This is a genomic window from Streptosporangium sp. NPDC000239 (assembly GCF_040300765.1).
Taxonomy (GTDB): domain Bacteria; phylum Actinomycetota; class Actinomycetes; order Streptosporangiales; family Streptosporangiaceae; genus Streptosporangium.
Window position 1 is genome coordinate 28184 of record NZ_JBEPEI010000016.1, and the last position, 25944, is coordinate 54127.

Annotated in this window: 27 protein-coding genes; 16 read left to right on the forward strand and 11 right to left on the reverse strand. The window is 70.0% G+C overall.

Going from position 1 to position 25944, the window contains the following annotated elements; all coding sequences use genetic code 11:
• Window positions 1-4 precede the first annotated feature (4 nt).
• From casA to cas6e, 5 genes are read left to right on the forward strand one after another with little or no spacing between them, the layout of a single operon-like run.
• Window positions 5-2008 (forward strand): type I-E CRISPR-associated protein Cse1/CasA, encoded by a 2004-nt coding sequence (gene casA / locus ABT340_RS30855; RefSeq protein WP_352014374.1) that lies wholly within the window; start codon window positions 5-7, stop codon window positions 2006-2008.
• A complete protein-coding gene (gene casB / locus ABT340_RS30860; RefSeq protein ID WP_352014375.1) occupies window positions 2001-2594 on the forward strand; it encodes a type I-E CRISPR-associated protein Cse2/CasB in 594 nt (197 codons plus the stop codon). Before casA ends, casB begins: the two co-directional genes overlap by 8 nt.
• A complete protein-coding gene (cas7e, locus tag ABT340_RS30865; RefSeq protein ID WP_352014376.1) occupies window positions 2591-3718 on the forward strand; it encodes a type I-E CRISPR-associated protein Cas7/Cse4/CasC in 1128 nt (375 codons plus the stop codon). The genes casB and cas7e overlap by 4 nt, the downstream gene beginning before the upstream one ends.
• Entirely contained in the window at window positions 3715-4446 is a 732-nt protein-coding gene (gene cas5e / locus ABT340_RS30870) for a type I-E CRISPR-associated protein Cas5/CasD (protein WP_352014377.1), read from the forward strand. The genes cas7e and cas5e overlap by 4 nt, the downstream gene beginning before the upstream one ends.
• Window positions 4437-5093, forward strand: a complete 657-nt coding sequence (gene cas6e / locus ABT340_RS30875) for a type I-E CRISPR-associated protein Cas6/Cse3/CasE (protein WP_352014378.1) — start codon at window positions 4437-4439, stop codon at window positions 5091-5093. The genes cas5e and cas6e overlap by 10 nt, the downstream gene beginning before the upstream one ends.
• A gap of 66 nt (window positions 5094-5159) precedes the next feature.
• Here cas6e and ABT340_RS30880 read toward each other — a convergent pair whose 3' ends face one another.
• From ABT340_RS30880 to ABT340_RS30905, 6 genes are read right to left on the reverse strand one after another with little or no spacing between them, the layout of a single operon-like run.
• Window positions 5160-5918, reverse strand: a complete 759-nt coding sequence (locus tag ABT340_RS30880) for an enoyl-CoA hydratase-related protein (RefSeq protein WP_352014379.1) — start codon at window positions 5916-5918, stop codon at window positions 5160-5162.
• Window positions 5919-5955: 37 nt separating this feature from the next.
• Complete coding sequence (locus ABT340_RS30885) at window positions 5956-6450, reverse strand: hypothetical protein (RefSeq protein ID WP_352014380.1); 495 nt, start codon at window positions 6448-6450, stop codon at window positions 5956-5958.
• Entirely contained in the window at window positions 6447-7784 is a 1338-nt protein-coding gene (locus tag ABT340_RS30890; RefSeq protein ID WP_352014381.1) for an NAD(P)/FAD-dependent oxidoreductase, read from the reverse strand. The genes ABT340_RS30885 and ABT340_RS30890 overlap by 4 nt, the downstream gene beginning before the upstream one ends.
• Before the next feature lie 9 nt (window positions 7785-7793).
• On the reverse strand, window positions 7794-7988 hold the full coding sequence (locus ABT340_RS30895; protein WP_352014382.1) for a ferredoxin: 195 nt from the start codon (window positions 7986-7988) through the stop codon (window positions 7794-7796).
• Between the two features lie 21 nt (window positions 7989-8009).
• Window positions 8010-9227 (reverse strand): aromatic ring-hydroxylating oxygenase subunit alpha, encoded by a 1218-nt coding sequence (locus ABT340_RS30900; protein WP_352014383.1) that lies wholly within the window; start codon window positions 9225-9227, stop codon window positions 8010-8012.
• A 48-nt stretch (window positions 9228-9275) separates the two neighbouring features.
• A complete protein-coding gene (locus ABT340_RS30905; protein ID WP_352014384.1) occupies window positions 9276-10676 on the reverse strand; it encodes a nucleobase:cation symporter-2 family protein in 1401 nt (466 codons plus the stop codon).
• 316 nt (window positions 10677-10992) lie between these two features.
• Between ABT340_RS30905 and ABT340_RS30910 the strand changes: the two genes are divergently transcribed.
• The 11 genes from ABT340_RS30910 (at window position 10993) to ABT340_RS30960 (ending at window position 21593) form a co-directional block, all read left to right on the forward strand.
• Complete coding sequence (locus tag ABT340_RS30910) at window positions 10993-11694, forward strand: maleate cis-trans isomerase family protein (RefSeq protein ID WP_352014385.1); 702 nt, start codon at window positions 10993-10995, stop codon at window positions 11692-11694.
• A gap of 8 nt (window positions 11695-11702) precedes the next feature.
• On the forward strand, window positions 11703-12650 hold the full coding sequence (locus ABT340_RS30915) for a polysaccharide deacetylase family protein (protein WP_352014386.1): 948 nt from the start codon (window positions 11703-11705) through the stop codon (window positions 12648-12650).
• On the forward strand, window positions 12647-13339 hold the full coding sequence (locus ABT340_RS30920; RefSeq protein ID WP_352014387.1) for a GntR family transcriptional regulator: 693 nt from the start codon (window positions 12647-12649) through the stop codon (window positions 13337-13339). The genes ABT340_RS30915 and ABT340_RS30920 overlap by 4 nt, the downstream gene beginning before the upstream one ends.
• An 86-nt stretch (window positions 13340-13425) precedes the next feature.
• The gene (locus tag ABT340_RS30925) at window positions 13426-14664 is read left to right on the forward strand and encodes a YlbE family protein (RefSeq protein WP_352014388.1); all 1239 of its coding nucleotides are present in this window, start codon (window positions 13426-13428) and stop codon (window positions 14662-14664) included.
• Window positions 14661-16187 (forward strand): amidase family protein, encoded by a 1527-nt coding sequence (locus ABT340_RS30930; protein ID WP_352014389.1) that lies wholly within the window; start codon window positions 14661-14663, stop codon window positions 16185-16187. Before ABT340_RS30925 ends, ABT340_RS30930 begins: the two co-directional genes overlap by 4 nt.
• Entirely contained in the window at window positions 16184-16588 is a 405-nt protein-coding gene (locus ABT340_RS30935) for a DUF2237 family protein (protein WP_352014390.1), read from the forward strand. Before ABT340_RS30930 ends, ABT340_RS30935 begins: the two co-directional genes overlap by 4 nt.
• Window positions 16585-17817, forward strand: coding sequence for an MFS transporter (locus ABT340_RS30940; protein WP_352014391.1), 1233 nt, complete (start codon window positions 16585-16587; stop codon window positions 17815-17817). Before ABT340_RS30935 ends, ABT340_RS30940 begins: the two co-directional genes overlap by 4 nt.
• A gap of 75 nt (window positions 17818-17892) precedes the next feature.
• Window positions 17893-18489: a hypothetical protein gene (locus tag ABT340_RS30945; RefSeq protein WP_352014392.1), complete on the forward strand. Its 597-nt coding sequence runs from the start codon at window positions 17893-17895 to the stop codon at window positions 18487-18489.
• Between the two features lie 186 nt (window positions 18490-18675).
• Entirely contained in the window at window positions 18676-19755 is a 1080-nt protein-coding gene (locus tag ABT340_RS30950; protein ID WP_352014393.1) for an ABC transporter substrate-binding protein, read from the forward strand.
• A complete protein-coding gene (locus tag ABT340_RS30955; RefSeq protein ID WP_352014394.1) occupies window positions 19748-20833 on the forward strand; it encodes a FecCD family ABC transporter permease in 1086 nt (361 codons plus the stop codon). Before ABT340_RS30950 ends, ABT340_RS30955 begins: the two co-directional genes overlap by 8 nt.
• Entirely contained in the window at window positions 20823-21593 is a 771-nt protein-coding gene (locus ABT340_RS30960) for an ABC transporter ATP-binding protein (protein ID WP_352014395.1), read from the forward strand. The genes ABT340_RS30955 and ABT340_RS30960 overlap by 11 nt, the downstream gene beginning before the upstream one ends.
• A 175-nt stretch (window positions 21594-21768) precedes the next feature.
• Here ABT340_RS30960 and ABT340_RS30965 read toward each other — a convergent pair whose 3' ends face one another.
• The 5 genes from ABT340_RS30965 to ABT340_RS30985 all read right to left on the reverse strand — a co-directional run bounded on the left by ABT340_RS30965 (window position 21769) and on the right by ABT340_RS30985 (window position 25853).
• Window positions 21769-23598 carry a caspase, EACC1-associated type gene (locus ABT340_RS30965; protein WP_352014396.1) on the reverse strand — a complete coding sequence of 610 codons (1830 nt, stop codon included), beginning with the start codon at window positions 23596-23598 and terminating at the stop codon, window positions 21769-21771.
• Entirely contained in the window at window positions 23588-23992 is a 405-nt protein-coding gene (locus ABT340_RS30970; RefSeq protein ID WP_352014397.1) for an effector-associated constant component EACC1, read from the reverse strand. Before ABT340_RS30970 ends, ABT340_RS30965 begins: the two co-directional genes overlap by 11 nt.
• Window positions 23993-24365: 373 nt before the next feature.
• A complete protein-coding gene (locus ABT340_RS30975) occupies window positions 24366-24824 on the reverse strand; it encodes a GNAT family N-acetyltransferase (RefSeq protein WP_352014398.1) in 459 nt (152 codons plus the stop codon).
• 188 nt (window positions 24825-25012) lie between these two features.
• Window positions 25013-25198 carry a 4-oxalocrotonate tautomerase DmpI gene (gene dmpI, locus ABT340_RS30980; protein WP_352014399.1) on the reverse strand — a complete coding sequence of 62 codons (186 nt, stop codon included), beginning with the start codon at window positions 25196-25198 and terminating at the stop codon, window positions 25013-25015.
• A gap of 259 nt (window positions 25199-25457) precedes the next feature.
• Window positions 25458-25853, reverse strand: coding sequence for a winged helix-turn-helix transcriptional regulator (locus ABT340_RS30985; protein ID WP_352014400.1), 396 nt, complete (start codon window positions 25851-25853; stop codon window positions 25458-25460).
• Between the last annotated feature and the right edge of the window lie 91 nt (window positions 25854-25944).

Here is a 25944-nt window from a genome sequence, read left to right on the forward strand (position 1 = left end):
CACGGTGGACCCCCTTCTCACGGTCGACGTCGTGCTGTTCAGAGCGACGCGGAACGGCCGGTTCGTCCCCGTCGGGGCCGACCTTCCGCTCGACCTGACCGACCCCGCCGAACCGACGGAGGACCTCCTGCGCGCGCTGGACGGCGCATCCGTCTCGCTGGCCGCTGGACCTGGCCTTCCCGCCGAGGTCGTACGAGCTGTCGCCGCGACACCCGTGCCGAGGCTCTTCCAGAGCTCTTCCTGGTTGTACCGACACAGAGCCGTGATCCTCACCGACAACAAGTGTGCCGTCGGCGGTCATGTCCTTCACTACACCGACCTGTTCGGTCTGTACGTGACAGAGGTCGAGCCGGAATCCGCCGCCGTCGTGACGGCGAAGGACACCGGTACGAAGTGCCCCGCCATCGCGACGGCGTCCTTCGATCTCCTCACCCGGCCCTGGATTCCGGTCGTCGGAGACGACGGGGAGACGAGACAGCTGGGCCTCAGGGACGTCGTCCTGAACGCGCACACGATCCGGCAGATCACCGCCGAGACGCCGACGATGACCGCGGCACTTCACCGGTTCCTCCTCGCGTTCTTCCACCGCGTGTACGGCCCGGAGAGCGAGGAGGCCTGGCAGGAGCTGTGGACGACGGAGCAGCTTCCCACCGAGGCGTTGGACACCTACCTGCACCGGCATCGTCATAGATTTGACCTGTTTCACCCGGAAGTGCCGTTCATGCAGTGCGCGAAGCTGGCGTCCCTGACTCCCGCCACCGCCGCCAAGCTCGTTCCCTACCGAGCGGTCGGCAACAACGTGACGCTCTTCGACCACACCACGGCCGCCGACCGGGTGACGCTCTCCCCACAGGAGGCGGCGCGCTGGTTGGTGACCGTCCAGGCCTTCGATCCGGGCGGTATGAAGACGCCGTACGAGAAGGACAAGTCATCGGAACGCGCGCCCTGCAACGACTTCGGTGTCGTGGTGGTCGAGGGCGAGAATCTCAAGGAGACGTTGCTGCTCAACGCCCTCGTCTACCTGCCGGACCACCAGAAACCCATGATGACCGCGCCCGACGACCGGCCGGTGTGGGAGGAGGAGACCGGGCCGTCACCGCGACCGGACAAACGTACGGCGCGCGGCTGGACCGACCTGCTGACCTGGCCGTCACGCCGTGTTCTGCTGTCAGCCACCGGCTCCGGGGAGAACACCCTGGTCGAGGGGGTGGTCATCACCCCCGGGACACGCCTCGACGCGAGCCTGATCGACGAGGAGTGGATGGCGGCCTTCCGCCGGCCCCGGGACGCCAAGGGAAAGTTCAAGAAGAGCTCCCCCATACTTCCGGTCAGACTCCATCCGCTGCGCGGTATCTGGCGCCACAGCGTGGAACTCCTGCTCACCGACGTATGGGAGGAGGGAAGGAACCGGCGCCGCCCGGCCGCGCTCGACCAGATCGCCGAGCTGGCCGAACGTCGGCTCATCCCCCTGAACGCCGTCTACACCCTGCGTGTCTTCGGCCAGCGGCTCGACTCCAAGGCGTCGGTGATCGAGGCCTGGATGGAGGAGCAGGTCCCCGCGCCCGTTCCGCTGTTGCGCGCGAAGGACGAGAACCTCGGCGCGATCATCGGTCACGCGATCGCGCTGGCCGACGACGCGGGCTCCGCGCTGCGCTCGTTCCAGGCCGAGTATCGCAAGGACTTCCGTGACACCACGACGCCCGATATCGACCACCAGTACTGGCCACGCCTCTCCCGTCCCTTCGGCGCCTTCCTGGTCGCTCTCGGCGACGCCCGAGACAACGACCGTTCCGAGCTGCCCGCCATCCAGGCGTGGGCCCGGCAGGTGAAGCGTCTCGCCGCCACGGTCGCGGACCGCTGGGTCGCCGGTTCACCGGCGCGGGGACGCGCGATGGTCGCCCTCGGTAAACACCACGGCGTGTTCCACTCACGGCTGGCGGTGTCGGAGCGCACGTTCCACGCCAAGATCTTCGCCTACACCACGGGAAAGGAGGGCACGGATGTCTGACTCGCCCCGCGATCGGCGTCGCGTCTACGTCAAACATCTCCGCGGTCTGGAGAAGGCGCTGCGCTCCGAGAACCGGAGCGCAGCCGCCGAGGCGCGCCGGTCACTGGCCCATCTGCGGTACGGCCTCGTCGAGGGTAAACAGCACCAGGCATCCGTGGTCGCGTTCCGGCGCGGCCAGCCCCAGAACCCGGAGGAGGAGAAGATCTGGCTGCTGCTCGGAGGGCTGTTCGCGCTGCACCCGCTGGATTGGGCGAACCCTCCTCGCCCCCGCTCGCTGGGCGCCTGCCTGGGACGGCTGCAGAAGAAGCTGGACAGCCCCAGGGTCGAGCGGCGACTCTCCGCGCTTCTCGCCATGGACCGTGACTCCCTGCCCCACCATCTGCGCCAGACGATCCAGCTGCTGTCCAGCCACGACATCCCCGTGCACTACGAGCAGCTTCTCGACGACCTCGTCGTGCTCCTCGGCAGGAACCACCGTGGCGACCTGGCCAGTGACGTGCGCCTGCGCTGGGCCCGCGAGTACCACATGCCGGTCTCGGCCGAAACGCCCCAGGACTCCCCCGATCTCCCGGAGACAATCGAATGATCATCGAACTGCACCTGCTCCAGTCGTTCCCCGTCAGCAACCTCAACCGGGACGACATCGGCCAGCCCAAGACAGCCACCTTCGGTGGGTACACCCGCGCGCGCGTCTCCAGCCAGAGCATCAAGCGCGCGGCTCGGCTGCTGTTCGAAGAGTACGGCCTGGACAGCTCCGAGGTCGGTGTCCGTACCAAGCGGCTGCTCGACAGTGTGGTCGAGCGTCTGGTCCAGGCTGACCGCGACCAGGAAGAGGCACGGGTGGTCGCCATGGCCGCCATCCAGCAGCTCGGCTTCGGGCTGGACCCGGTCAGGGGGCTCACCCAGTACCTGCTCTATGTCGGCCGGGAGTCGATCGACCAGCTGACGAGCTACTGCCTCAGCGAGTGGGACGCCCTGGAGAAGTTCGCCGCCGCCAGGACCAAGGCCCAGCAGGCGAAGGTCAAGCCGGACAAGGCGGCGCAGGCCGAGGTACGCCGGATCCTTGACGCGAGCCGGGCCGCCGACGTCGCGCTGTTCGGGCGGATGATCGCCGACAACAAGGATCTCAACGTCAACGCCGCCGCCCAGGTCGCCCACGCGATCTCGACGCATGTCGTCGCCACCGAGTTCGACTTCTACACGGCGGTCGACGACCTGAAGCCCGACGACGAGTCAGGGGCCGACATGCTCGGCACGATCGACTTCAACACCGCCTGCTACTACCGGTACGCCAACGTCGACCTGGCGCAGCTGGCGGAGAACCTCCAGGGCGACGTCGACCTCGCCGAGCGCACCGCGCGTGCCTGGCTGCTGGCGTTCGTCAACGCCGTGCCCGGCGGCAAGCAGAACTCGATGTCGGCGCGGACCATGCCCGACACCCTGCTCGGTGTGGTGCGGGAGCGGGGAGCCTGGAACCTCGCCAACGCCTTCCTCAAGCCGGTCACCGACAACGACCTCATGGACGGCTCGACCAGGCGGCTCGTCGGGCACTTCGCCAGGCTCCGTGGTTTCTTCGGCTCCGGCGGAATCCGTACGGCGGTCGCGGCATCGGTGTCCGGGGAGATTCCCGAGGTCGAAGGAGTGCTGACCGTGGACAGCCTCGACGCCTTCGCCTCCGCCGTGCTCACCGCCGGGGAGTACGGTCGGTGACGCGCGACGACGTGATGTCCCTGGCGCTGTGCTTCGACGCGCCGATGCAGTCGTGGGGAATCAGGTCGCACGGCATCATCCGCGACACCATGCCCGAACCGACGAAGTCGGGGGTCGTGGGCCTGCTGGCCGCCGCGCTGGGCATCGACCGGAACGACGACATGGCCCTGGCCGTGGTCGCCGGACTCCGCCTGGCCGTACGGGTGGACCGGGAGGGGGTCATGGAGCGGGATTATCACGTCACCCAGAACGTGCCGACCACGCAGGGCACCGGGCACCGTACCGTCGTGAGTGAGCGTTACTACCTGGCGGACGCGCTCTTCCTGGTGGTGCTCGAAGGTGGGGAACGGATACTGACCAGGGTGGCCGAGGCGGTGGAACGGCCGCACTGGCGGCTGTCCTTCGGTCGCAAGGCGTATGTCCCCGCCCGCCCGCTCCTTGCTCCCGGGGAGGGACCTGTCGCCCTGGGCGCGGAAGAAGTGCTCAAGAAGTACGGCTGGCTTGAGCCCTCCCCACGAACCCGTGCGTGGATGAAGAGGCAGACGGAGCGCCCAGGGCTGCGCACCATCGTGGAGTGCCCGCCAGGGCTGGCCGGTACGGAGGTCCGTCACGACCAGCCACTCAGCTTCGCCGAGGGCAACAGGCGGTTCGCGTCCCGTGCTGTCCTGATCGGCGAGGTCCCGCTGACCGACGGCATGATCCCTGCGGGAGAAACGCTGTGTTCCTGACCAAACTCACCATCAACCCCCAGTCTTCGGCCTTCCGGCGTGACACCTCGGATGTCCACGACATGCACAGGACGGTGATGTCGGCCTATCCCGAGCTGCCACCGACCACCGTCTACCGCAGCACACACGGTGTTCTCTGGCGTGTCGACGAACTCCCCGGGGGGCGGATCGTCCAGTACGTGCAGAGCCAGACCGCCCCGGACTGGAGTCACCTCTCCGAGGGAGTGTTGCTGAGGCCGGCGGAGGTGCGCCCCCTCCAGCCTCTGCTGGACTCGATCCGGCCGGGCAGGAGACTCACGTTCCGGCTGATGGCCAATCCGACCCGCTGTGTCCAGCGCAGACGCATCCCCCTCCGGCAGCCCGCCGAGCAGGTCGAATGGCTGGTCGGCAAGGGCGAGCGGCACGGGTTCGTCGTTCCCGTCAGCCGCCAGGGCACGCCCGACGTGGTTCCCACCCCCGCTCCCAGGCTGGTCGGGAAGAAGCAGAAGGCGCAGCGCATCATCATCGATCCCGTCCGTTACGACGGTCATCTGGTGGTCACCGATCTCGATGCCTTCACCGCCGCGCTGGTCAACGGTGTCGGGCGTGCCAAGGCGTACGGCTGTGGCCTGCTCAGCCTGGCTCCTGCGCGTTCCATCCCCTCCTGAGACCACGGCGTAGGTGATCCAGGCCGGCTCGGATCTGGAAGGCCGTACCGAAGCGACCGGCTGGGGTCAGTCGCCGGTGAATTTTGGGGTTCTGCCCTCCTGGATGGAGGCGAAGCCCTCCCTCAGGTCCTGGGTGCCGAACATCAGTTGGTAGCCGCGGCGTTCCAGGGCTATTCCCGCCTCGAAGGAGGTGTCCAGGCCGAGGCGGACGACCTCCTTGATCTGCCGTACGGCCAGCCTGGGGCGGGAGGCGATCAGGGCGGCCAGTTCGACGGCCCGGTCGATGGCGTTTCCGGCGACCACCTCGGAGACGTAGCCGAGCCGGTGGGCGTCGTCGGCGCTCATCGGGGCGCCGGTGAGCAGGGCGTACATCGCGTTCTGCCGTCCGATGGCCCTGGGCAGGCGCTGGGTGGCGCCGCCGCCGGGGACCAGGCCGATGGTGACCTCGGTCTGGGCGAAGCGCGCGTTCTCCGCGGCGATGACGAAGTCGCACTGGAGGATGAACTCGTTGCCGCCGCCGAAGGCGTCGCCGTTCACGGCGGCGATCACCGGCTTGCCGCTGTACCAGAACGCCTGGTGGGTGTAGGCGCGGATCGCGCCGACCACGTCGCGTCCTGCCTGTTCGCCCAGGTCGGCGCCGACGGCGAAGACGGTGTCGCCGCCGGTCAGGACGATGGCGCCGACGTCGTCGTCCTTGTTGAGCTCCTCGACGGCCGCGGCGAGCAGTTCACGTACCTCGGTGTTGAGCGCGTTGCGCACCTCCGGCCGGTTGAGCCGGATGATCGCGACGCCGTCGCGAGGCCTTTCGATCTCGACAACTGCCATGGGTGACTCCTGGCCTTTCCTACGCCCGGCGAGGGCGTCAGTGATGGGACTCGAAGGTGTCCATGTTGGGGTTGTTCCTGAGCTTTCCGAAGATCTCGGAGCCGGTGTTGATCCAGTGCGGCGCCTCGGGCGTTCCGGCCTCTCCGTCGAGGTCGGCGACGCCGATGAAGCAGACCATGAACCAGATCAGTTCGGCGGCGAACATCTCCGGGTGTCGCTGTGGATCGCGTCCGCCGACCCGCCGGGACCACTCGGCCATGGCCGTGTCCAGGTCGATCCGGAAGCCGAGGGTGTCCTCGGGGACGTCGGTGTCGTGGAAGATCACCAGGATCCGGTCCTTGCCGTCCTCGACCGTGTGCCGTACCTCCTCGAAGGTGAAGGCGGGCCAGAAGGGACGGTCGTGGAGGTACTCGTCCTCGGTCGGCGTGTGGGGGGCGCGGCGGTTGGTGCGGTAGCGGTCGCTCAGCAGCGACCACATGTTGTCCCTGATCACCTCGGGCAACGCCCGGTCACCGGTGGATTCGCCGTTCACCGTGCGTACACCTCCTCACTCGTCGTTTCCCCGGCCGGAGGTGCTCCGGCCGGGCCACCCCCGGGCAGGCCGCCCCCGGCCGTAGAACCCCCGGCCGGTGAGCCCCCAGTCGGAGAACTCCCGGCTGAAGGGGCTTCGGTCAGTTCGGCCTGGATGCGGGCCTTCATCCGCATCACCGCGCGGGGCGCGTTGACGCCCGCCGCGGCGACGATCCGGCCCTCGCGGAGGTAGGTCACGAACGGGTACCCGCCCGCCCCTGCCTCCTCGACGTGGACCTCGTCGTGACCACGGGCGTGGCCGACCATCTGGTACTTGAGGCCGTACTGGTCGGACCAGAAGTAGGGCACGTCCGCGAAGGCGGGCGGCCGCCTGTCCTCCTGGCCAGCCAGCCAGCTCTCCACGGCGTGCCGTGCCTGCGCCGAGGCGTTGCTCCAGTGCTCGACCCGCATCCGGTGCCCGAACAGGGGGTGGCGCCAGTTGGCGACGTCCCCCGCGGCGAGGATGTTGGGCCGCGCGGTGCGCAACGTCTCGTCACAGCCGAGGCCGTCGGACAGGTCGAGGCCGCAGCCGTCCAGCCAGTCGCAGGAGGTCACCGCGCCGAGCCCGAGGACGACCATGTCGGCCGTGCTCTCCCGCCCGTCGTCATAGGTCAGCGTGACCGGCCCCCGCGATCCGGCCGACGACAGGGCGGTGACGGTCGTGCCGAGGCGGGTGGTGACGCCGTTGGCGTGGTGCTGTTCCAGGCAGAACCGGCCGAGTTCGGCGCCGAAGACGGCCTCCATGGGCAGTTGTCCCTGCACGATCAGTTCGACCGGCAGTTCGCAGGAGCGCAGGGAGGCGGCCATCTCGCTGCCGACCAGGCCCGCGCCGACGACCACGGTGCGGGGCCGTACGGCCAGCCGTTCCTTGATCCGTTCGGCGTCGGCGAGGGTGCGCAGGCTGTGCACGCCGGGCAGTCCGGCGAACGTCCTGGGCACCCTGGCGTTGGTCCCGGTGCAGACGAACAGGGCGTCGAAGGAGATCCACTCCTCCTTGGAGGCCCGGGTGACGAGGACCCGGTCGGCGTGCGGGTCGAGCCGCGCGCAGACCGCACCGTCCATGATCCGCGTTCGCGGGCCGTACGGCCGTTGCACGGGCAGCCGGATCGTCTCCGCGGTGACCTTGCCCTGGATGAGTTCCTTGGACAGCGCGGGCCGGGAGTAGGGGGCCGTGCCCTCCTGGCCCCGTACCCAGACGATCCGCCCGGCGAAGCCGCGCCGTTCGAGTTCGGTGACCACGGTGTGACCGGCGAGGGAGCCGCCGGCCACCACGATGGTCTGTGAGGTGTCGCCCACCACGGTCGATCACTCCTCCAGGGACAGGGCGAGGACCGGGCAGGAGGTGACCGACTGCCGGACCTGGGCCTGGACGGCCGGGTCGTCGGGGATCTCGTCCACGATGTGCAGGTTCAGGTCGTCGTCGATGTCGAAGACCTCGGGGGCGATGCCCATGCACACGCCGTTACCGTCGCACAGGGTGCGGTCGACAGAGATTTTCACGGTGTTTCCTCACTCGGGAGTTCAGCGGGTGGCCGAGGGTTCGGGGGCGCCTTCGACCAGGTCCACGTAGTCCTGGTAGCGCTTCAGCAGCCACTGGTTGAACTGCAGGAGCGACTCCTCCTGGAAGGAGTAGCGGCCGGGACGGCGGAAGCGGGAGCGCATGCCCTTCTGCAGGGAGGCGTCCGAGCTGGCGTCCTGCTGGTGGAAGAGGACGAGGCCGTCCTGGGCGATCTTGTAGAGCTGTTCGAACCGCGGGTGCTTGGTGGACTCCTCCGGGTAGAGGTGGCCGATGCGCAGGTTCATGTGCTCGGGCCCCGCGGGCAGGACGAGGTAGTAGAACAGGCCCTCCGGCACCGCCCCGAAGCCGAGGTTCGGCGGGATCGAGGCGAAGATGACCTGGTTGCGCTCCTTCTCGCCGAGGGTCGGGATGATCGGCAGCAGCGCCTTGGTGGTCGGGTTGAATCCGGCGTCGGCGTGGTAGAAGCCGGTCGGATGGTAGATCGCGCCCTCGTCGGGGCTGATCTCCACGAAGCTGGTCAGCCTGACGTGCGCGAAGTCGTGCAGCATGCCGTGGAGATAGGCGCTGTGGTACGGCTCGATGCCGTTCTCCAGCTGGGACTTCCAGTTCCAGGGGTTGTCGCGCAGTTCGGCCACCGGCATGCTCACCATGTCGCCGATGTGGTAGTTCTCCAGCTCGGCGGTCAGTTTGGTGAGAGTGGGCGCGAGGGGTTTCGCGTTCGGGTCGAGATTGGTGAAGACGAAGCCGTTCCAGATCTCGACCCGGTGCGAGGGGAGGTAGGCCTCTCCCTTGAGGTTCTTGAGGCCGACGGTGTCGTTCATGGAGGGCGCCGCGATGAGGTTGCCGTCCAGCCCGTAGGTCCAGGCGTGGAAGGGACAGCGGAAGAGCCTGCCGGTGTTCCCCGACCCCTCGCACACCAGGTGGGCCCGGTGCGCGCAGATGGGGCTGAGGACCCGGATCTCCATGTCCTTGCCACGGACCATCATCAGGGGCTCGTCGCCCATGTCGACGCGGACGAAGTCGCCGGGCTTCGGGATCTCGTCGACGCGGCCGAGGCACAGCCACTGCCGCATGAAGATGGCCTCCTGCTCGAAGGCGTAGAACTCCGGATCGACGTAGCACTCCCGGGGGAGGTTCCACCCGGTGGCCATGTCGTGGGAGCCGTCCTCGATGACCTTGAGGATTCGCCGGAGGTTCGCTGAGACGGGCGCCTGACCCATGACGTGGTGCTCCTTAGGTACGTGTGTGCTGACGCCGGGGCGTGGGACTCAGGCCGTGCCCTCCTGGGCTTCGGCGAGTTCGGGTGCCTCGGCGGGTGGTTCTTCCCTGCGGGTCTCCCCGCGGACGAACAGGTGGTTGAAGAGCAGGTTGAGCAGCAGCGCCACCAACACGGTGGCCGTGATCGCGCTGCCGAGGATGAACTGGGTGTCCTGGCTGAACTTCTGGTAGATCGTGGGCACCACGACCGGCAGCATGCCGACGCCGAGTGCCACGGCGACGATGAGCAGGTTCTGGTTGCCCTCGTACTCGACCTTCTGGAGCATCTGGATGCCCACGGCCGCCGTCATCGCGAACATCACCAGGCCGGCGCCGCCGATCACGGGTCCGGGCAGGCTGGCGACGAGTTCGCCGAGCTTGGGAATGGCTCCCATGATCACCAGCAGGATTCCGGTGACCGTGATGACGTAGCGGCTCTTGACCTTGGTGAGGCTGATCAGGCCCACGTTCTGGCCGAAGGTGGAGTCGGGTACGGAGTTCATGAACCCGGCCAGCAGGGAGGACAGGCCGTCGGTGGCCAGGCCCCTGGCCATGTCCCTGTCGGTGACCTTCTTGCCGACGGCGTCCCCGATGGCCAGGACGCAGGCGGTCATCTCGCTGAAGACGACCAGCATGGCCACGCACATCGCGATGATTGGAACGATCCGGAACTCCGGCGCGCCGAACTGCAGCGGGGTGGAGAAGCCGAACCACTTGGCCCCGGCGACGGAGGAGAAGTCCGCCAGGCCCATGAACCAGGAGATCACCGCGCCGATGGCGAGTCCGAAGAGCACGGAGACGTTGCGGACGAACCCGCCGAAGATCCGGTTCACCAGGACGATGATCGCCACGACGCCGAAGGCCAGCAGGATGTACCGCACGCTCGCGTAGTCCGCCGCGGCCGGGTCGGAGCCGATGATGAGGTCCGCGCTCACCTTGATCAGCGACAACCCGATGATCGTGATCACACAACCGGTGACCAGGGAAGGGAAGTACCGCAGCACCTTGGAGAACGGTCTGGCGACCAGGATGCCGAAGACGCCGGCGGCGATCATCGAGCCGTACATGGTCGGCAGGCCGTACTCGGAGCCGATCAGGATCATCGGGGTGAGGAAGGTGAACGAGGCCCCCGCGACCACCGGCATCCGGATGCCGAAGAAGCGGGTCAGGCCGACGCTCTGGATGATGGTCGCGATTCCGGCCACCAGAAGGTCGGCGTTGACGATCAGCGCGATGGTGTGGGTGTCGAGTTTGAGCACCGCTCCGAGCACGAGCGGGACGGCCACGCAGCCCGCGTACATGATCAACATGTGCTGCAGGCCGAAGAAGAACAACTGGGGGATGGGCAGGACTTCGTCTACCGGATGGCGGTCCGAAGCCGTTGACTGGGGTGCGCGGACGGTAGGTGACACGACGGTCTCCTGGGCACTGAGTGGAACGCGCCCTGGTCCCTCCGGCGGCGTCGACGTGGCCATGATCCGGAGCTATGGGCAGACGTGTTCGATGCCCGCCGGAGCGGGAATCCTCGCTGGTCCGACGGCCGGGGTGGCCCGTCAGAGCGCCGTTACAGTGGGTATCCGGTTAGCGGTATATGGAGATTAAGCGCGACCTATACCAGTGTCAACGACTTGTTTTCCTACGGACCACTTCTTAGGATTCTGTATACCGTATCCCTAATCGACCCCTCTGAGCGGAGGCACAGTGCAGCCGACCGCCCGGCGGATAGGCATGATCGCCCCGTCTTCCAACACCGTCGTCGAACCCGTCACCGGCGCCCTGCTGGCCGCGAGGAATGACGTCTCGGTCCACTTCACCCGGATCAGGGTGACGAGCATCAGCCTCGATCCGGCCGACACCCGCCAGTTCGACCAGGACACCTTCACCGACGCCGCCAGACTCCTCGGTGACGCCCGCGTGGACGTCGTCGCCTGGAACGGCACCTCGGGCTCGTGGCTCGGCCCCGGCCGTGACGAACGCCTGTGCCGCGCCATGGAGGAGGTCGCCGGCGTCCCCGCGACCACCTCGACCCTGGCCATGCTCACGGCGCTGCGGGCCTTCGGGTCCGAACGTCCCGGCCTGCTCACGCCGTACACACCGGACGTCGGGGAGGCCATCGCCGTGAACTACGCCGAGCAGGGCCTTCCCGTGCGGGCGGCCCGCCACCTCGGCCGCACCACCAACTACGACTTCGCGCTGATCGGCGACGCCGAGCTCGACGCGGCCTTCGACAGGCTCGCCGCCGCGGGCTGCGACGCGGTCGCGGTGGTGTGCACCAACGTGCGCGCCGCGCACCTGGCCGCCCGCTGGGAGGCCGGGTACGGCGTCCCGGTGGTGGACAGCGTCGCGGCGACCCTGTGGCGGGCCCTCGTCCTGGCCGGGGACACCACTCCGATCACCGGGTACGGCGAGCTGCTCGCCGCCCAGAGATGAGGAAAAGCATGGCCAAGGACATAAAGATCCTCGTGGGGGTCGACGTCGACGCGGTCGCCGGCTGGCTCGGCTCCTACGGCGGCGAGGACTCCCCCAACGACATCCAGCGCGGCGTGTTCGCCGGTGAGGTCGGCACCCCACGCCTGCTCCAGCTCTTCGAGCGGTACGGCCTGCGGACGACCTGGTTCATCCCGGGCCACTCCATCGAGACCTTCCCCACCGAGATGGCGGCCGTCGCCGAGGCGGGGCACGAGATCGGGGCGCACGGCTACTCCCACGAGAACCCCATCGACATGACCCCCGACCAGGAGCGGGACGTGCTCGGCCGCTGCGTCGAGCTGGTCGAACGCCTGTGGGGACGGCCCCCGCGCGGCTACGTGGCCCCCTGGTGGGAGATGAGCCCCAACACCGCGGGCCTGCTCAAGGAGTTCGGCTTCTCCTACGACCACTCGCAGAACTACAACGACTTCCACCCCTTCTACGCCCGGGTCGGCGACGAGTGGACGAAGATCGACTACACCGGACGGGCCGCCGACTGGATGAAACCCCTCAAACACGGCACCGAGGTGGACCTCGTCGAGTTCTGCGGCAACTGGTACGTCGACGACCTGCCGCCGATGATGTTCGTCAAGAAGTCCGCCAACAGCCACGGCTTCGTCAGCCCCCGCGACGTCGAGCAGCTGTGGCGCGACCAGTTCGACTGGGTCTACCGTGAGCTGGACTACGCGGTGTTCCCCATGACGCTCCACCCCGACGTCTCCGGACGGCCCCAGGTGCTGATGATGCTGGAACGGCTCTTCGACGACTGGCTCGGCCTTCCCGGGGTCGAGTTCACCACCTTCGACGCGGCGGCCGACGACTTCCGGCGGCGTTATCCTTTCGAGGAGACCGAGCGTCCGGCGCCCGTCGGCGACGGTCCCGGGCCGAGACCGAACACCGGGGAGACGACCCTGTGAGCAGGCAGCCGGACGCGCCGGGTTCTTTCGACATCGACGCCGACTACAAGCCGCTCAGGGACCGCGTCCGCGACGAGCTGCGCCAGCGGATCATCGACGACGTCTACCCCGCGGGCACCCGGCTCGTCGAGACCGAGATCGCGGCCCAGCTCGGCGTCTCCAGGCTTCCGGTGCGCGAGGCCATCCGGGCGCTGGAGACCGAGGGGTTCGTCAGGACGGTCCCCCGCAGGGGCGCGGTCGTCGTCGAGCTGTCCGAGCAGGACGTCGAGGAGCTGTTCGACGTCAGGGAGGCCCTTGAGGTCCTGGCCAGCCAGCAGGCGGCGACCCGGGCGACCAAGGCCGAGCTGCGGCGGGTCCGCAACGCCCTGGCCAGGGGCCGCAAGGCCCTCGACGCCGGAGACCGGGTGGCCCTCGGCGAGGCCAACGAGGCCTTCCACGACGAGATCCTGAAGCTGTCCCACAACGTCCTCCTGCAGACCGTGCTCGAACCCCTCCAGGGACGTCTGCACTGGCTGCTGCGCCAGACCGGCGACCCGCACGACCTGTTCGAGGAGCACTCCGCCTGGTTCGAGGCGATCGCCTCCGGCTCCCCCGACCTGGCCGCCGAGCACGCGCGCAGGCACGCCCGGCTGAACCGGGAGATCGTACGCAAGCTCCTGGCCGAGCGGCACCAGGCCCCCTCCGCCTAGGCCTGTTCGAGAAATCCACACAGCGTTTCCCCCACGGCGAGCGACCCCGCCGTGCCTTCGCCTTCCCACATATCAGGAGCACCGCCATGTCCGATCCGACCCGGGCGACACTCGACGCCCTCAACGGCACCGACGTCCACCTGCGCCGCGTCTGCAAGGCCCGCGACGCCACCGACCAGGTCGGGCCACGACACTTCCTGCACGCGGGACCGCCGATCGCCCTGGCCGACATCCCCGGGCCCATGCGGGGCGGGATCATCGCGGGCCTGCTCCTGGAGAAGGAGGCCGGGTCCGTCGCCGAGGCCGAGGCGATCATCGACCACGGCGAGGTGAGCATCAGCCCCTGCCACGACGCCGGCGCCGTGGGGGCCATGGCCGGGATCGTCACCCCCGGCACCCCCGTCGTGGTCGCCGAGACCGCCGGCGGGCTGCGGACGTTCTCCCCCCTGAACGAGGGCATCGGCGGGGCCATGCGCTACGGGTCGTACGACGAGGTGACGCTGGCGCGGCTGCGCCGGCTCGGCGACGTGCTCGCCCCCGCCCTCGACGAGGCCGTGGCGAACTCCGAGCCGCTCGACCTGATCGCCCTGGTCGCCGAGGGGCTGCGCCGGGGCGACGACTGCCACAACCGGCTGGTGGCCACCAGCGCGGCCCTGCTGGTCACGCTCACCCCCGGCCTGCTGCGCTCCCGCCTCGACCGGGAGGACCTGGCGGAGGTCGTGGCCTTCGTCGCGGGCAACGGGCACTTCGCGCTGCCCTTCGCGATCTCGGCGGCCAAGGCGGTCACGCTGACCGCGAGCGGCATCGCGGGCAGCCCGATCGTCACGACCATGGCGGGCAACGGGCGGGAGTTCGGCATCCGCGTCAGCGGCCTCGGCGACCGCTGGTTCACCGTGCCCTCGCCGGTCGGCGACCCGGTCCTCGTCGAGGGGGCGACCCTCGACGACGTCACCCCGACCATGGGCGACTCGATGATCGCCGAGACCGCGGGCTTCGGCGCCCTCGCGATGACCGCCGCCCCCGCGATCATGTCCTTCGTCGGCGGCGACATGGCCCTGGCCCAGGGGATCACCCGGCGCATGCGGACCCTGTGCGCCGGGACGAGCGAGCGGTTCCTCATCCCGGCCGAGGACTTCCTGGGCACCCCGCTCGGCATCGACGTGCACCGGGTGCGCGCCCTCGGCGTCGAACCCGTCATCAACAACGGCCTCGCCCACCGGGAGCCGGGACGCGGCCGGGTCGGCGCCGGGATCACCTCGATCCCGATCGAACCGTTCGTCGCGGCCAGCCAGGCGCTCACGGAGGAAACGGAGCGGCGCGGGTGAGCCTCCCTTCCTTCACCTCAGCGGACCTGGAGGCCGTCGCGGGCCGGTGGAACCTCGACCCCGGGCTGGTCGGCAGGCTCGGCCCGGCGATCGACCGGATGCGCGACGCCTACGGCCGCGTCCGGGACCTGGCGGCCGAGGATCGCGCCTCCGAAGCCCCGGAACCGCCGCCCGTCGCGGTCACCCGGGTGCCGCGCGGTCCGGACAACCCGCACGGTGCCTGGCTGTACCGGATCGACGACCCCGAAACGCCGGGAACCGGGCCGCTGGCCGGGCGGACGGTGACCGTCAAGGAGTCCGTCGCGGTGCGCGGGGTGCCGATGACCCTGGGCAGCCGCCTCATGGCCGGGTTCGTCCCCGGCTCGGACTCGGTGGTCGTCGGCCGGATGCGCGACGCCGGGGCGGTGATCGTCGGCACGTCGGTCTGCGAGGACCTGTGTTACTCCGGGTCGAGCTTCACCAGCGCGCACGGCCCGGTGGGCAACCCCTGGGACCCGAGCCGGTCGGCGGGCGGCTCGTCGAGCGGCGCCGCGGTCCTGGTCGCCACCGGGCAGGCCGACTACGGCGTCGGCACCGACCACGGCGGCTCGGTCCGCAACCCCGCCGCCTGGTGCGGCGTCCTCGGACTCAAGCCGACCTATGGGATCGTCGACTACGACGGCGCCATGCCGACCGAGCGCACACTCGACCACATCGGCGTGCTGACCAGGGATGCCGCCGACCTGGTCGCCTTCCTTGAGGCGGCGGCCGTGCCGGGGCCGTACGCCGAGGGGTATGCCGAAGAGGTGGCCGGGCTGCGGGCCGGGGTCCTCACCGAGGGGTTCGGCTGGCCGGGCCGTTCCGACCCGCGCCTGGACGACGTGGTCCGCGGGGCCGCGCGGGCGCTGGAGAAACTGGGGCTGACCGTGTCAGATGTCTCGGTGCCGTTGCACCGGTACGGCAGGGACATCCACCTGCCCATCTCGATCGAGGGCGGCCTGACCACCGTCTTCGAGTCACGGCTGCAGGGCAACAACCACCAGGGGCCCTACCACCCGAACTTCGGGGAGACCTTCGGCCGGGCCGTCGCCGACCGTCCGGAGGACATCCCGGTCGGCGGGGTGCTGGCGCTCGTCGGCGCCACCCTGCTGCGGGACGCCACCCACGGCAAGGTCATGGCCTACGCCCAGCGGCTGCGCCGGAGGCTGCGCGAGCAGGTGGACCTGGCCCTGCGGGAGGTCGACCTCCTCGTCCTGCCGAGTGTCCCGATGCCGCCGCACCCGCTGCCCGCCGACCCCCGCGAGGCCGTGATCGAGACCGACCTCCCCTTCGAGATGCACGACAACAACTGCGTCTTCAACCTCACCGGGCACCCGGCGCTCAGCGTCCCGTGCGGATTCGTCGACGGGCTGCCGGTCGGCATGCTGCTGGTCGGACGGCCCGGCGCCGACGCCCGCCTGGCCCGGGTCGCGGCCGATTTCGCCGAGCGCGTCTTCCGCTGCCCCGTGCCGCCGCACCACGAAACCATCGGGAGCCAACGATGACCGAGCAGGCACTGAACGTCTTCGGCGAGCCGCTGGAGGCCTGCGGCTTCGACCCGATCACCGGTTACCGCCGCGACGGCCACTGCCACACCGGCCCCGACAACCCCAAGGGGCACACCGTCTGCGCGATCGTCGACGAGGGCTTCATCGCCTTCCAGTCCACGGTGGACAACGACATCGCGACCCCCCGGCCCGACCTGGCCTTCCCCGGGCTGAAACCGGGTGACCACTGGTGCGTGATCGCCGCCAAGTGGTACGAGGCCTACCTGGCGGGCCACGCCTGCCCGGTGAACCTCGCGGCGACCAACGTCAGGGCTCTGGAGGTGATCCCCCGCGAGGTCCTGATGGAGTACGGCGTGGACCTCCGCGCCTCGGACGGACGAACCCCGGACACGCCATGAGCCGCTGGAACGCGCTGCGCGCCTACGCCGCCCTGCCCGCGACCACCGGCCCGTGGTACCTGGCGATCACCCTGCTCGGCCGCATCCCCGCCTCCATGGGCCAGCTCGGCTCGCTGCTGCTGGTCAGCGGGGCGACCGGGTCGCTGGCACTGGGCGGCGCCACCGCCTCGGCCTTCGCGATCGGGCAGGCCACCGGCGGGCCGCTCATCGGCAGGTCCGCCGACCGGTACGGCCACCGGCCGACCGGGCTGGTCGCCGCGCTGCTGCACGCCGCCGCCCTCGTCCTGCTGGTGGTGTGCGTCGAACAGGACGCGCCCACCTGGGCGGCGCTGGCCTCCGCGGTGGTCGCGGGCTCCGCCGTACCGCAGGTGGGGCCGCTGTCCAGGGCCCGCTGGACCGCGTTGGTCCATCGCGGGAAGCTGTCCCTGAACCGCTTCCCCACCGCGATGAGCTTCGAGGGGACGAGCGACGAGTTCGCCTTCGTCCTCGGCCCCGCCCTGGTCGGCATCATCGCGACGGTCACCTCCCCCCGCACGGCGGTGCTCATGGCGGCGGCGCTCACCGCCACGGCCTGTGTGTCCTTCGCCCTGCACCCGACGGCGACCATGGTCACCCGGCACGAGGATCAGGACGGGGCCGCCACGGCTCCGGTGCGGCGCGTCCCGGTGTTCCTGCTCGCCGCCGGGCTGACCGGTCTGGGCTGCTACTTCGGCTCCGTGCAGGCCGGGGTCACCTGGCGCGCGGTCGACGCGGGCTCGGAGGGGGCCGCCGGGCTGATCTACGCGATCCTCGGGCTGAGCAGCGCCCTGGCCGGGGTCTTCGTCCCGATGCTGCCCGCCTCCTTCCCGCTCGCCCGCAGGCTCCAGGCGGGTTTCGCGCTGCTGGCCGTCCTCAGTCTGCCGCTGGCGATCGTCGGCGGGCTGAACATCGGCGGGCTGTGGCCGCTGGGCCTGCTGATCGTGCTGCCCGGTGTCACCATCGCCCCGATCCTCGTCACGGCCTACACCCAGGCCGAGATGACGGTCCCGGTGCAGCGGATCTCGTGGGTCATGACCGTGCTGACCTCCTCCGTCGTCATCGGTTACGCGATCGGCGCCTTCCTGTCCGGCACCCTCGCCGACCGGTACGGCCCGCTGGCGGCCTTCCTGGTCGCGCTGGGCGCGGCCTGTGTCGGCGTCGCGGCCAGCGGCTTCGGCCGGCGACGCCTGGCGGCCCTGCGCCCTGGATAGTGCGAGAGGGTCGTCGAGGGCCCTTCGTTCGGCCGGTGCGGTGGTCTCCGTGGTGGTCTGAGATGATCTGTCGCCATGGGGCCGTTCTCGGCGGTGAGGTGGGTACGCGCGACGGGGTTCGCCGTCACCTGCGCCACCCTGGCCGTGCTCGGTCACCTGCTCGGCGGCGGATCCTTCGACCCGGCGGCGGCCGTCGGCGGCGTCCTGCTGCTGGTGCCGGTCGCGCTGGCGCTCACCGGACGTGAGCGGACCTTCGGCGCCATCCTTCCCGCGACCGGCCTGTCGCAGGTCGTCCTACACGCCCTGCTCTCCTACGGCGAGCCGCAGGCGGCGGTGGCGCACCACACGACGGGCACACCCCCGGGGCAGATGGGCCACATGGCCACCTCGGCCCTGGGCATGCCGCTGATGCACCTGGCGAGCGTGGTGGCGACCTCGGTGTGGCTGCGCTGGGCCGAGGAGAACCTGTGCGCCCTGGCCAGGCAGCTGGCCGGGCACGTGCTGCGGCGCCTGCTGGTCCTGCTGATCCTGACGCCCCCGCAACCGTACGGCCCGGTCACCGTCCCGGTGGCCGAGGAGATCGGGGCTCCCCGAGCCCGCACCCTGCTGAGACACGCCCTCGTGCGCAGAGGGCCCCCGGGAGCGCGCGCCGCGTCGGTCGCGGCCCTCTGACATCCGGCGACCGCACCGGACGGCCCGTCACGGCCGCCCGGCACGGTCCCGCGCGCCGGCGCGCACCCTTTCCGTACGGCTTCCGCGACCTTCCTCTGCGGCTTCCCGTGTTCCTCCGTACGGCCTCCGTGCTTCCGTGAGGTGCCCCGGCGCGCGCTCTCCCCTCGGCAGAAAGCGCGAACACCCATGTCCTTCGACCGTCTCACCAGACCACTGGCCGCCGTACTCGCGACGGCCCTGACCCTCACCGGCTGCGGCGCCCGGGGCGGAGACCCGGCCGCCGCGAAACCCCGGGTCACCGAGGCCCCCAGCCCCACGGAATACCCGTTGACCCTCGACAACTGCGGCATGCGGATCACCTTCCAGGCTCCGCCACGACGCGTGCTGATCCTCAACGGGACGAGCGTCGGCGAGGCGGAGAGCTTCGTCCTGCTCGGCCTGGAGCGGAACGTCCTGGCCAACGCGCAGAGCTACGGCGTCTCCGACGACCCGTCGATGGTCGGCAGGGTCAGGGCGCTGCCGACCGGCGGACTGACCATGAACAAGAACTTCGACGTGCCCGCGGAACAGGTGCTCAACCTCAAACCGGACCTGGTCGTCTCCACCTGGTCCGGCGGGTTCGAGGCCAGGAACGGCTTCGCCACCCGCGAGCAGCTCGCCGCCGCCGGGATCACCTCACTCGTCAACCCGGTCAACTGCGCCATGGGCAAACCCGACGCGACACCGGAGGAGAAACTCGCCTACCGGGACCAGTCCATCGGCTCCACCTTCGAGTTCATCGGCCTGCTCGGCAGGATCTTCGACGTCCAGGAACGGGCGCGGGACCTGGTCGGACAGCTGCGCTCCCGAGTCGAGGCCGTACGGGCGCGGGTCTCCGGCCGCCCCGCCAGGAAGGTGCTCATCGCCTACCCCGGCATGTCCATGATGAACGCCAACGGCCTGCCCGCCGTGATGACCGGGGGCATCTACGACGACGTGATCAGGGCGGCCGGGGGCGTCAACGTCTTCGCCGGTCAGACCGCCGACATGACGCGCACCCTCAACAGGGAGCAGCTGGCCGTCGCCCCGGTCGACGTCCTGGTCGTCGGCCTGTTCGGCCCCAGGGAGGACGGCGAGCGGGAGGCGGCCAGGCTGTTCGCCGCCTACCCGCAGTGGCCCGCGTCCCGGTCGAGGAGCTACACCGTGGTCTCCGACGGCGCCTACCTCGGCCCGCTCAACGCCTGGGCCGTGGAGAAGATCTCCCGGGTGGTGCATCCCGGTGACTGACCTCGCAACCCCCGCCAAGAGCCGCCCCCACCTGATCTCGGGACCCGCGACCGGGGTGCTGTTGGCCGTACTGGCGGCGGCCCTGGTCGCGGCCCTGGTGCTCGGTGTCTCCGTCGGCTCGGTCACGCTGCCCTTCGGCCAGGTCTGGCAGGTGGTCTGGGCGCACCTGTCCGGCCACGGCGACCAGGCCGACCCGATGCTCGGACAGGTCGTCTGGGAGATCCGTACGCCACGGGCCCTGCTGGCCGCGCTCGCCGGGGCGGGCCTGGCGGTGGCCGGGGTGGCGCTGCAGGCGCTGGTCCGCAACCCGCTCGCCGACCCCTACGTGCTCGGTGTCTCGTCGGCGGCCTCCCTCGGCGCCGTGCTGGTGCCCGCCCTCGGTGGTACGGCGCTGGCCGGGCTGGCCGGTTCACTCGGCGTCACCGGCGCCGCCTTCGTCGCCGCGATGGCCTCGGCGCTGGTGGTCTACGTGCTGGCCCAGCGATCCGGGCAGCTGCTCGACTCCTGGCTGGTGCTGAGCGGGGTCGCCGTCGGATACCTCTGCACGGCGGCCACCACCTTCGTCCAGCTCCAGCTCAACCCGACGGAGCTGCAGGGGATGATGTTCTGGCTGATGGGCAGCGTCGCCGGGGCCTCCTGGGACGACCTCGGGGTGCCCGCCCTGGTCATCGTGGCCTGCGTGGCGTGGCTGCTGACCCAGGCCCGCGCGCTCAACGCCCTGCTGGCCGGGCAGGACGCGGCCGTCGCCGTCGGCGTGCCGGTTGCCGCGCAGCGCGTCGGACTGCTGCTGGTCGGGTCGCTGCTCACCGCGACCGTGGTCAGCGTGGTCGGCGGCATCGGGTTCGTCGGGCTGATGATCCCGCACAGCACCAGGTTCGTCGTGGGGGCCGACCACCGGCGTGTGCTGCCGACGTCCCTGCTGTCGGGGGCGTTGTTCCTGGTGCTGGTCGATCTGGCCGCCAGGATCGTCGACCGCCCCAACGAACTGCCCGTCGGCGTGTTCACCACCGGGTTCGGCGTGCCGTTCTTCCTGTGGTTGCTGCGCCGCCGTACGAACGGGGGCTCCGATGCGTCTTGACCTGGCCGGGGTCAGCGCGCGCATCGACGCGCGCCCCATCGTCAGCGAGGTCGACCTGACCGCCGAACCCGGGGAGTTCGTCGCGCTGGTCGGCCCGAACGGCAGCGGCAAGTCGACCCTGCTGCGCACCGTCTACCGGTCGCTGCGCCCCTCCGGCGGGGTGGTACGGCTGGACGGCGAGGACCTGTGGGGGATGCGTCCCCGGCAGGCGGCCCGGCGCCGCGCGGTACTGCCCCAGCACGGCCAGGCGGCTGACGGGTTCTCCGCCGAGGAGGTCGTCGCCGTCGGCAGGCACAGCCGCAGGAAACCGCTCGGCAGGGAGACGGCGGCCGACCGCGAGGCGGTCACGACCGCGCTGCGGCGGGTCGGCATGGACTGGGCCGCCGACCGGCTGATGACCACGCTGTCCGGGGGTGAGCGTCAGCGGGTCTTCCTGGCCCGCGCGCTGGCCCAGGAGGCGCCGCTGCTGGTCCTCGACGAACCGACCAACCACCTGGACGTCGGCTCCCAGCTTCTCCTGCTGGACCTGGTCCGTTCCCTCGGCCTGACGCTGCTCGCCGCCCTGCACGACCTCGACCAGGCGGCGGCCTACGCCGACCGGGTCGTGGTGCTCAGGCGGGGCCGCGTCGTGGGACACGGCCGGCCGCTCGACGTGCTGACCCCGGCCTTCATCGAGGAGGTGTTCGGCGTGCGGGCGCACGTCGGCCCCCACCCGCTGACCGGCCGCCCGCACATCGCCGTGGCCTCCCCGGAGAGGTAGGCCCGCCGGGAACCCGTGGGGTCGTCGTCCGGCCGTGGCCCCACGGGTTCCCACCGGTTCCCACGATGGCTCCGGCCATGGTCCGGGACGGCTCGACGGCTTTGGTCACGGCTCAGAGCGGTCCGGCGGCCTTGGTCGCCGATCCGGGTGGGGTGGTGGGGTTCGGGGCGGCTTCTCAGCCGGTTCGCCAGAGCCGGATGGTTCTGTCGAGGCCGCCGCTGGCGAGGGTGTGGCCGTCGGGGCTGAACGCCAGTGAGGTGACGCCACCGGTGTGGCCGGTGAGCGGCGGCCCCTTGTGCTTGTGGGTCTTGGTGTCCCACAGCTGGATCCTGCCGTCGCCGGTGCCGACGGCCAGTGTCCTCGCCCTGGGGTGGTAGGCCACCGCGTTGACGGGGTTACCGGTGCGCAGAGGAGGGTCCTCCGCGTGGCCCCCGCCGTTCCCGTTCCACAGCGTGACGTCGCCGGGACTGTTGCCGAGGGCGATGACCCCCTTGCTGTTCACGGACAGGGTGTTGACCGAGCTGATCCCGTTCACCGTCAGCAGGCCCATCTTCTCGTGGGTCCCCACGTTCCAGAACCGCACGTGGTTGTCACCGTAGGCGGTGAGCAGCACGGTTCCGTCGGTGCCGAAGCGCACGGCGTTCACGACCGCAGGACGGTCGGTGAGGGTCGCGGCGGTGCGCCTGCTCGCCACGGTCCACAGCCGGGCGGAACGGTCGGCTCCCCCGCTGGCCAGGATGTTCCCCCTGACGTTGAACGCCACCGAGTTCACCGCGCCGGTGTGGCCGGTCAGGACGGCGGTCGTGGTCTCGTTCGCCACGTCCCACAACCGGACGGTGCCGTCGGCTCCCCCGCTGGCCAGGGTCCTCCAGTCGGGGCTGAACGCCACCGCGTTCACCGCGCCCGCGTGCCCTGTCAGTACGGCGACGGCCCCTCCGCTCTCCGGGTTCCACAGCCGGATGCCGCCGTCGGCGCCTCCACTGGCCAGTGTTCTCCCGTCCGGGCTGAACGCCACGGAGTTCACCGCACCCGTGTGACCCGTCAGGACGCTCCTGTCGACCGTCGGGGTCACGCTCAGGCTCGGTGTGTTCGTGGGACGCGGTGTGGCCGCCGTACCGCCGTAGAAGCGTCTGACGACCTCGGCGACGCCGAAGACCGTGGCGACCGCGGCCGCGCCGACACCCGTGGCCAGGACGGCACGGCGCCCGACCCTGAGAGGCGGGGCCTTCCTGGAGGGAGGGACCGGCCGAACGGACGGTGCCCTGTCAGCGGCCTGGTTGCGCACGAAGGGGTGGTGGATCGCGGTGTCGGTGCCCCGCTGGTTGGGGGCGGGCAGCCCACGTCCACGCAGCCGTTGCCTCAGGTGGGAGTAGATGTCGTTCATCGTCAGCCACTCGGGACCGCCGGAGACTCCGGTGCGGACCAGGTCGAGAAGCTCGGCGGTGAAGGAGGTCGGGGTGTCCGCCTGCTGGTCGAGGGAGACGACGTGGGCGGTGTGGTCGCTGGCGGTGAGGGTGTAGGCGCCGTGGATGTCGGTGCTGTCCACGACGGTGCTGGAGAGGGCCTCGATGGCGCGGCCCGAGTAACAGCAGTCCAGGATCACGATCTTCGTCCGGGCGGGGCTGTCCATCAGGACCTCCCTGAGCCGCTCGAACTCCAGGCCGGTGATGTCGGTGTCGGTGAAGTCGGTGTCCTTGAGGATCATGCACAGCTGCCCGCGCCGGGTGATGGTGCCGTGCCCGGCGAAGTAGACCAGCAGCACGCCGGTGGTCTCCTCGGCCACACGTCGTAGGTTCTGCACGAGCCTGCGCATGTCGGTGGGGTCTCGCCAGACCTCGACCTGTTCCTCGGACCAGCCGCACAGTTCGGGATCGGTCAGGACCTCCGCCATGCCGTGCAGGCTGTTGGCCACCGCGGGAAGCTGGGGGAAGCGCCGGTCGGAGTATTCGGAGGTACCGATGAGAACGGCCCGCGAGCCCGAACGGTCGTGGATGTCACCCCTCATCGACGTCCCGCTGGGTCTTCTCCTCGCCGCCGTCCCGAAGGATCTCCTCCTCGCCGTCCCGCAGGATCTCCTCAAGCAGCGACAGCACAGCGGTGTCCCTGACCCGCTGCGCGTTGAGCTCCACGGTCCCCGAGGGAGAGGTCACCGTGATGGTCACATCGGCGCGACGGGTCCGCAGCCATGTGGTCAGAGCCCTGACCAGGGCCATCCCGGCACCGCTCGACCCGAGTGCGACGGCGAGCGTGTCGAGCACCCCGCCCAGTTCGCCCTCGGCCGGGGGACGCCGCACCACGCGAACCCCGCCTGTCAGGGCGCGTTCGGCGGACAACCACCCGCGTAGTTCGGTGAACTCGGTGATCTCGTCGCCACCTGAGACCTGGACCAGGGCATCCATCGGCACCTCTGACCTGTCGGCCCTCCGGCCCGCCGGGCGGAGGGACACTCGACAACGCGCTGAATTATTTCAGGAAACGCCCCGGCCGTGAGGTTGGTTCCGCGCAGAGGAAAAAGAGATCGCTTCTATGCGGATCTCCATATTTGCCATTTTCACCGGTATGAATTAAGCCCTTTTCGTCCCGGCTTCCACGGGAGCGGGCGAGGTTCGGCCCATGACCTGCGACGACAAGGGCTGCGAGCGAAACCACGGGGTGCCGTTCCCCTGCGTCGCCCCCGGCCAGGCGACGACCCCCGAGAGAGCGAAAAAGGCTTATTGATATGAAATATCCGGATATCACACTATATAGCGAGGGATCGCCCTGGCCCTTCGCTCACCCCTCGGGCAGCGCGAGCAGCACGTGCTCGTGCTCGCCGTACCGGACCGTGTCGACCCGCCGGAAACCGCACCTCTCCAGCAGGCGCACCGAGGCCGTGTTGCCGCCCGACGGGTCGGCGTAGAGCGGGCGAACCCTCTCAAGGGCCAGGAACAGGCTCAGCGCCTCGGTGCCGACGCCCCGGCCCCAGAACGGCCTGCCGAGAACGTAGCCGATGAAACGCCTGTCCTCCGCCCACCAGGAGACGACGTTTCCCGCGGGCTCGCCGTCCACGGTGACCGTCCGCACCAGGACGGTCGGATCGCCCAGGACCCGCGTCCGCCAGTGGCGCATGAAGACCTCACGCTCCCTGGGGGTGAACATCGAGCGCCTGACCGTCTCGGGGTCGTGCTCGTGCTCAAGGAACAGCTCCAGATCGGACTCCACAACGGCCCTCAGCCGCACGCCTGCGCTCACGGCGCCGATTCTCACACCGGCCACCGACATTCCCCCGCCGGGAAAGCGGTCACGACGCGCCGGTGAGAGCGGTCCGGGCTTACGCGTTTCCCCTGCCGCGGAAGGCTCTTCCCCGGAAGGGGGCGGCGCCGTGCCGGGCGATCGAGACGGTGTCCCGGAACGCCCGGCTCGCCGTACGGACCGTGGGCCTACTTGTCGTCCACCACCAACGTGCCCGCGACGCCCCAACTGTCCGCGGGAACCTCGGTGATCCACACCTGGACGGTCTCCGGCGGCAGGCCGTACGACTCGACGAAGGCGTCGGTGATCCTCCTGACCAGTTCGCGCTTCGGCTCGATGTCCCGCGGACCCTGAAGCACAGTGACGACCGGCATGGTTACTCCCAATGATGTCGGCCCCGGATTTCGGAGCCGACACCAGTTTCCGAACGGCCGGCCGCGGGCGGAAGACGGCACCGAAAGGTGCCATGGGCACCACCGGGTGACCTACCTCCGAACAGGTGACCGTCCAACGGCTTTGTCGCCGGACGTTTTCCTGTCGGGTCGGAGGGGCAGCAGAGACCGGCAGCCCCGTTCACGGGTCTCAGCGGAAACGCGGAAATCGCGCCGAGGATTCAAATGGTCCATCCGGCTCTCAGCCGATGCCCACCCGCGGCGTTTCCCGGTCGTTGTACTCCTGACGGGCGAGCAGGATCTCCCCGATGTGGCCGTAGGCCCACTCACGCACCACGTCCACCGTCCTGGCGAGGCTGTGGCCCAGGGGGGTCAGCGAGTATTCGACCGTCACCGGGACGGTCGGGTAGACGGTGCGCAGGATCAGACCGTCGGACTCCATGCCACGAAGGGTCTGCGTCAGCATTTTCTGGGAGACGCCCTCGATCCTGGCCCGCAGCTGGGTGAAGCGGAGGGTCTCCTCTCCCAGCGAGAGAATCACCAGCATCGTCCACTTGTCGGCGATGCGGTCGAGGATCTCCCGGGTCGGGCAGGCGGACTTCAGCATGTTCCAGCGGGAAGAGGAGCTGTCTGCCATGGCGACATCATAGCCTCGGCCTTTTCGGTTTCCTCCAGGTGCCCTGGCCACCTCGAAGTGCCGACTTCCGGGAGCGGGAAACCGTTTTTAG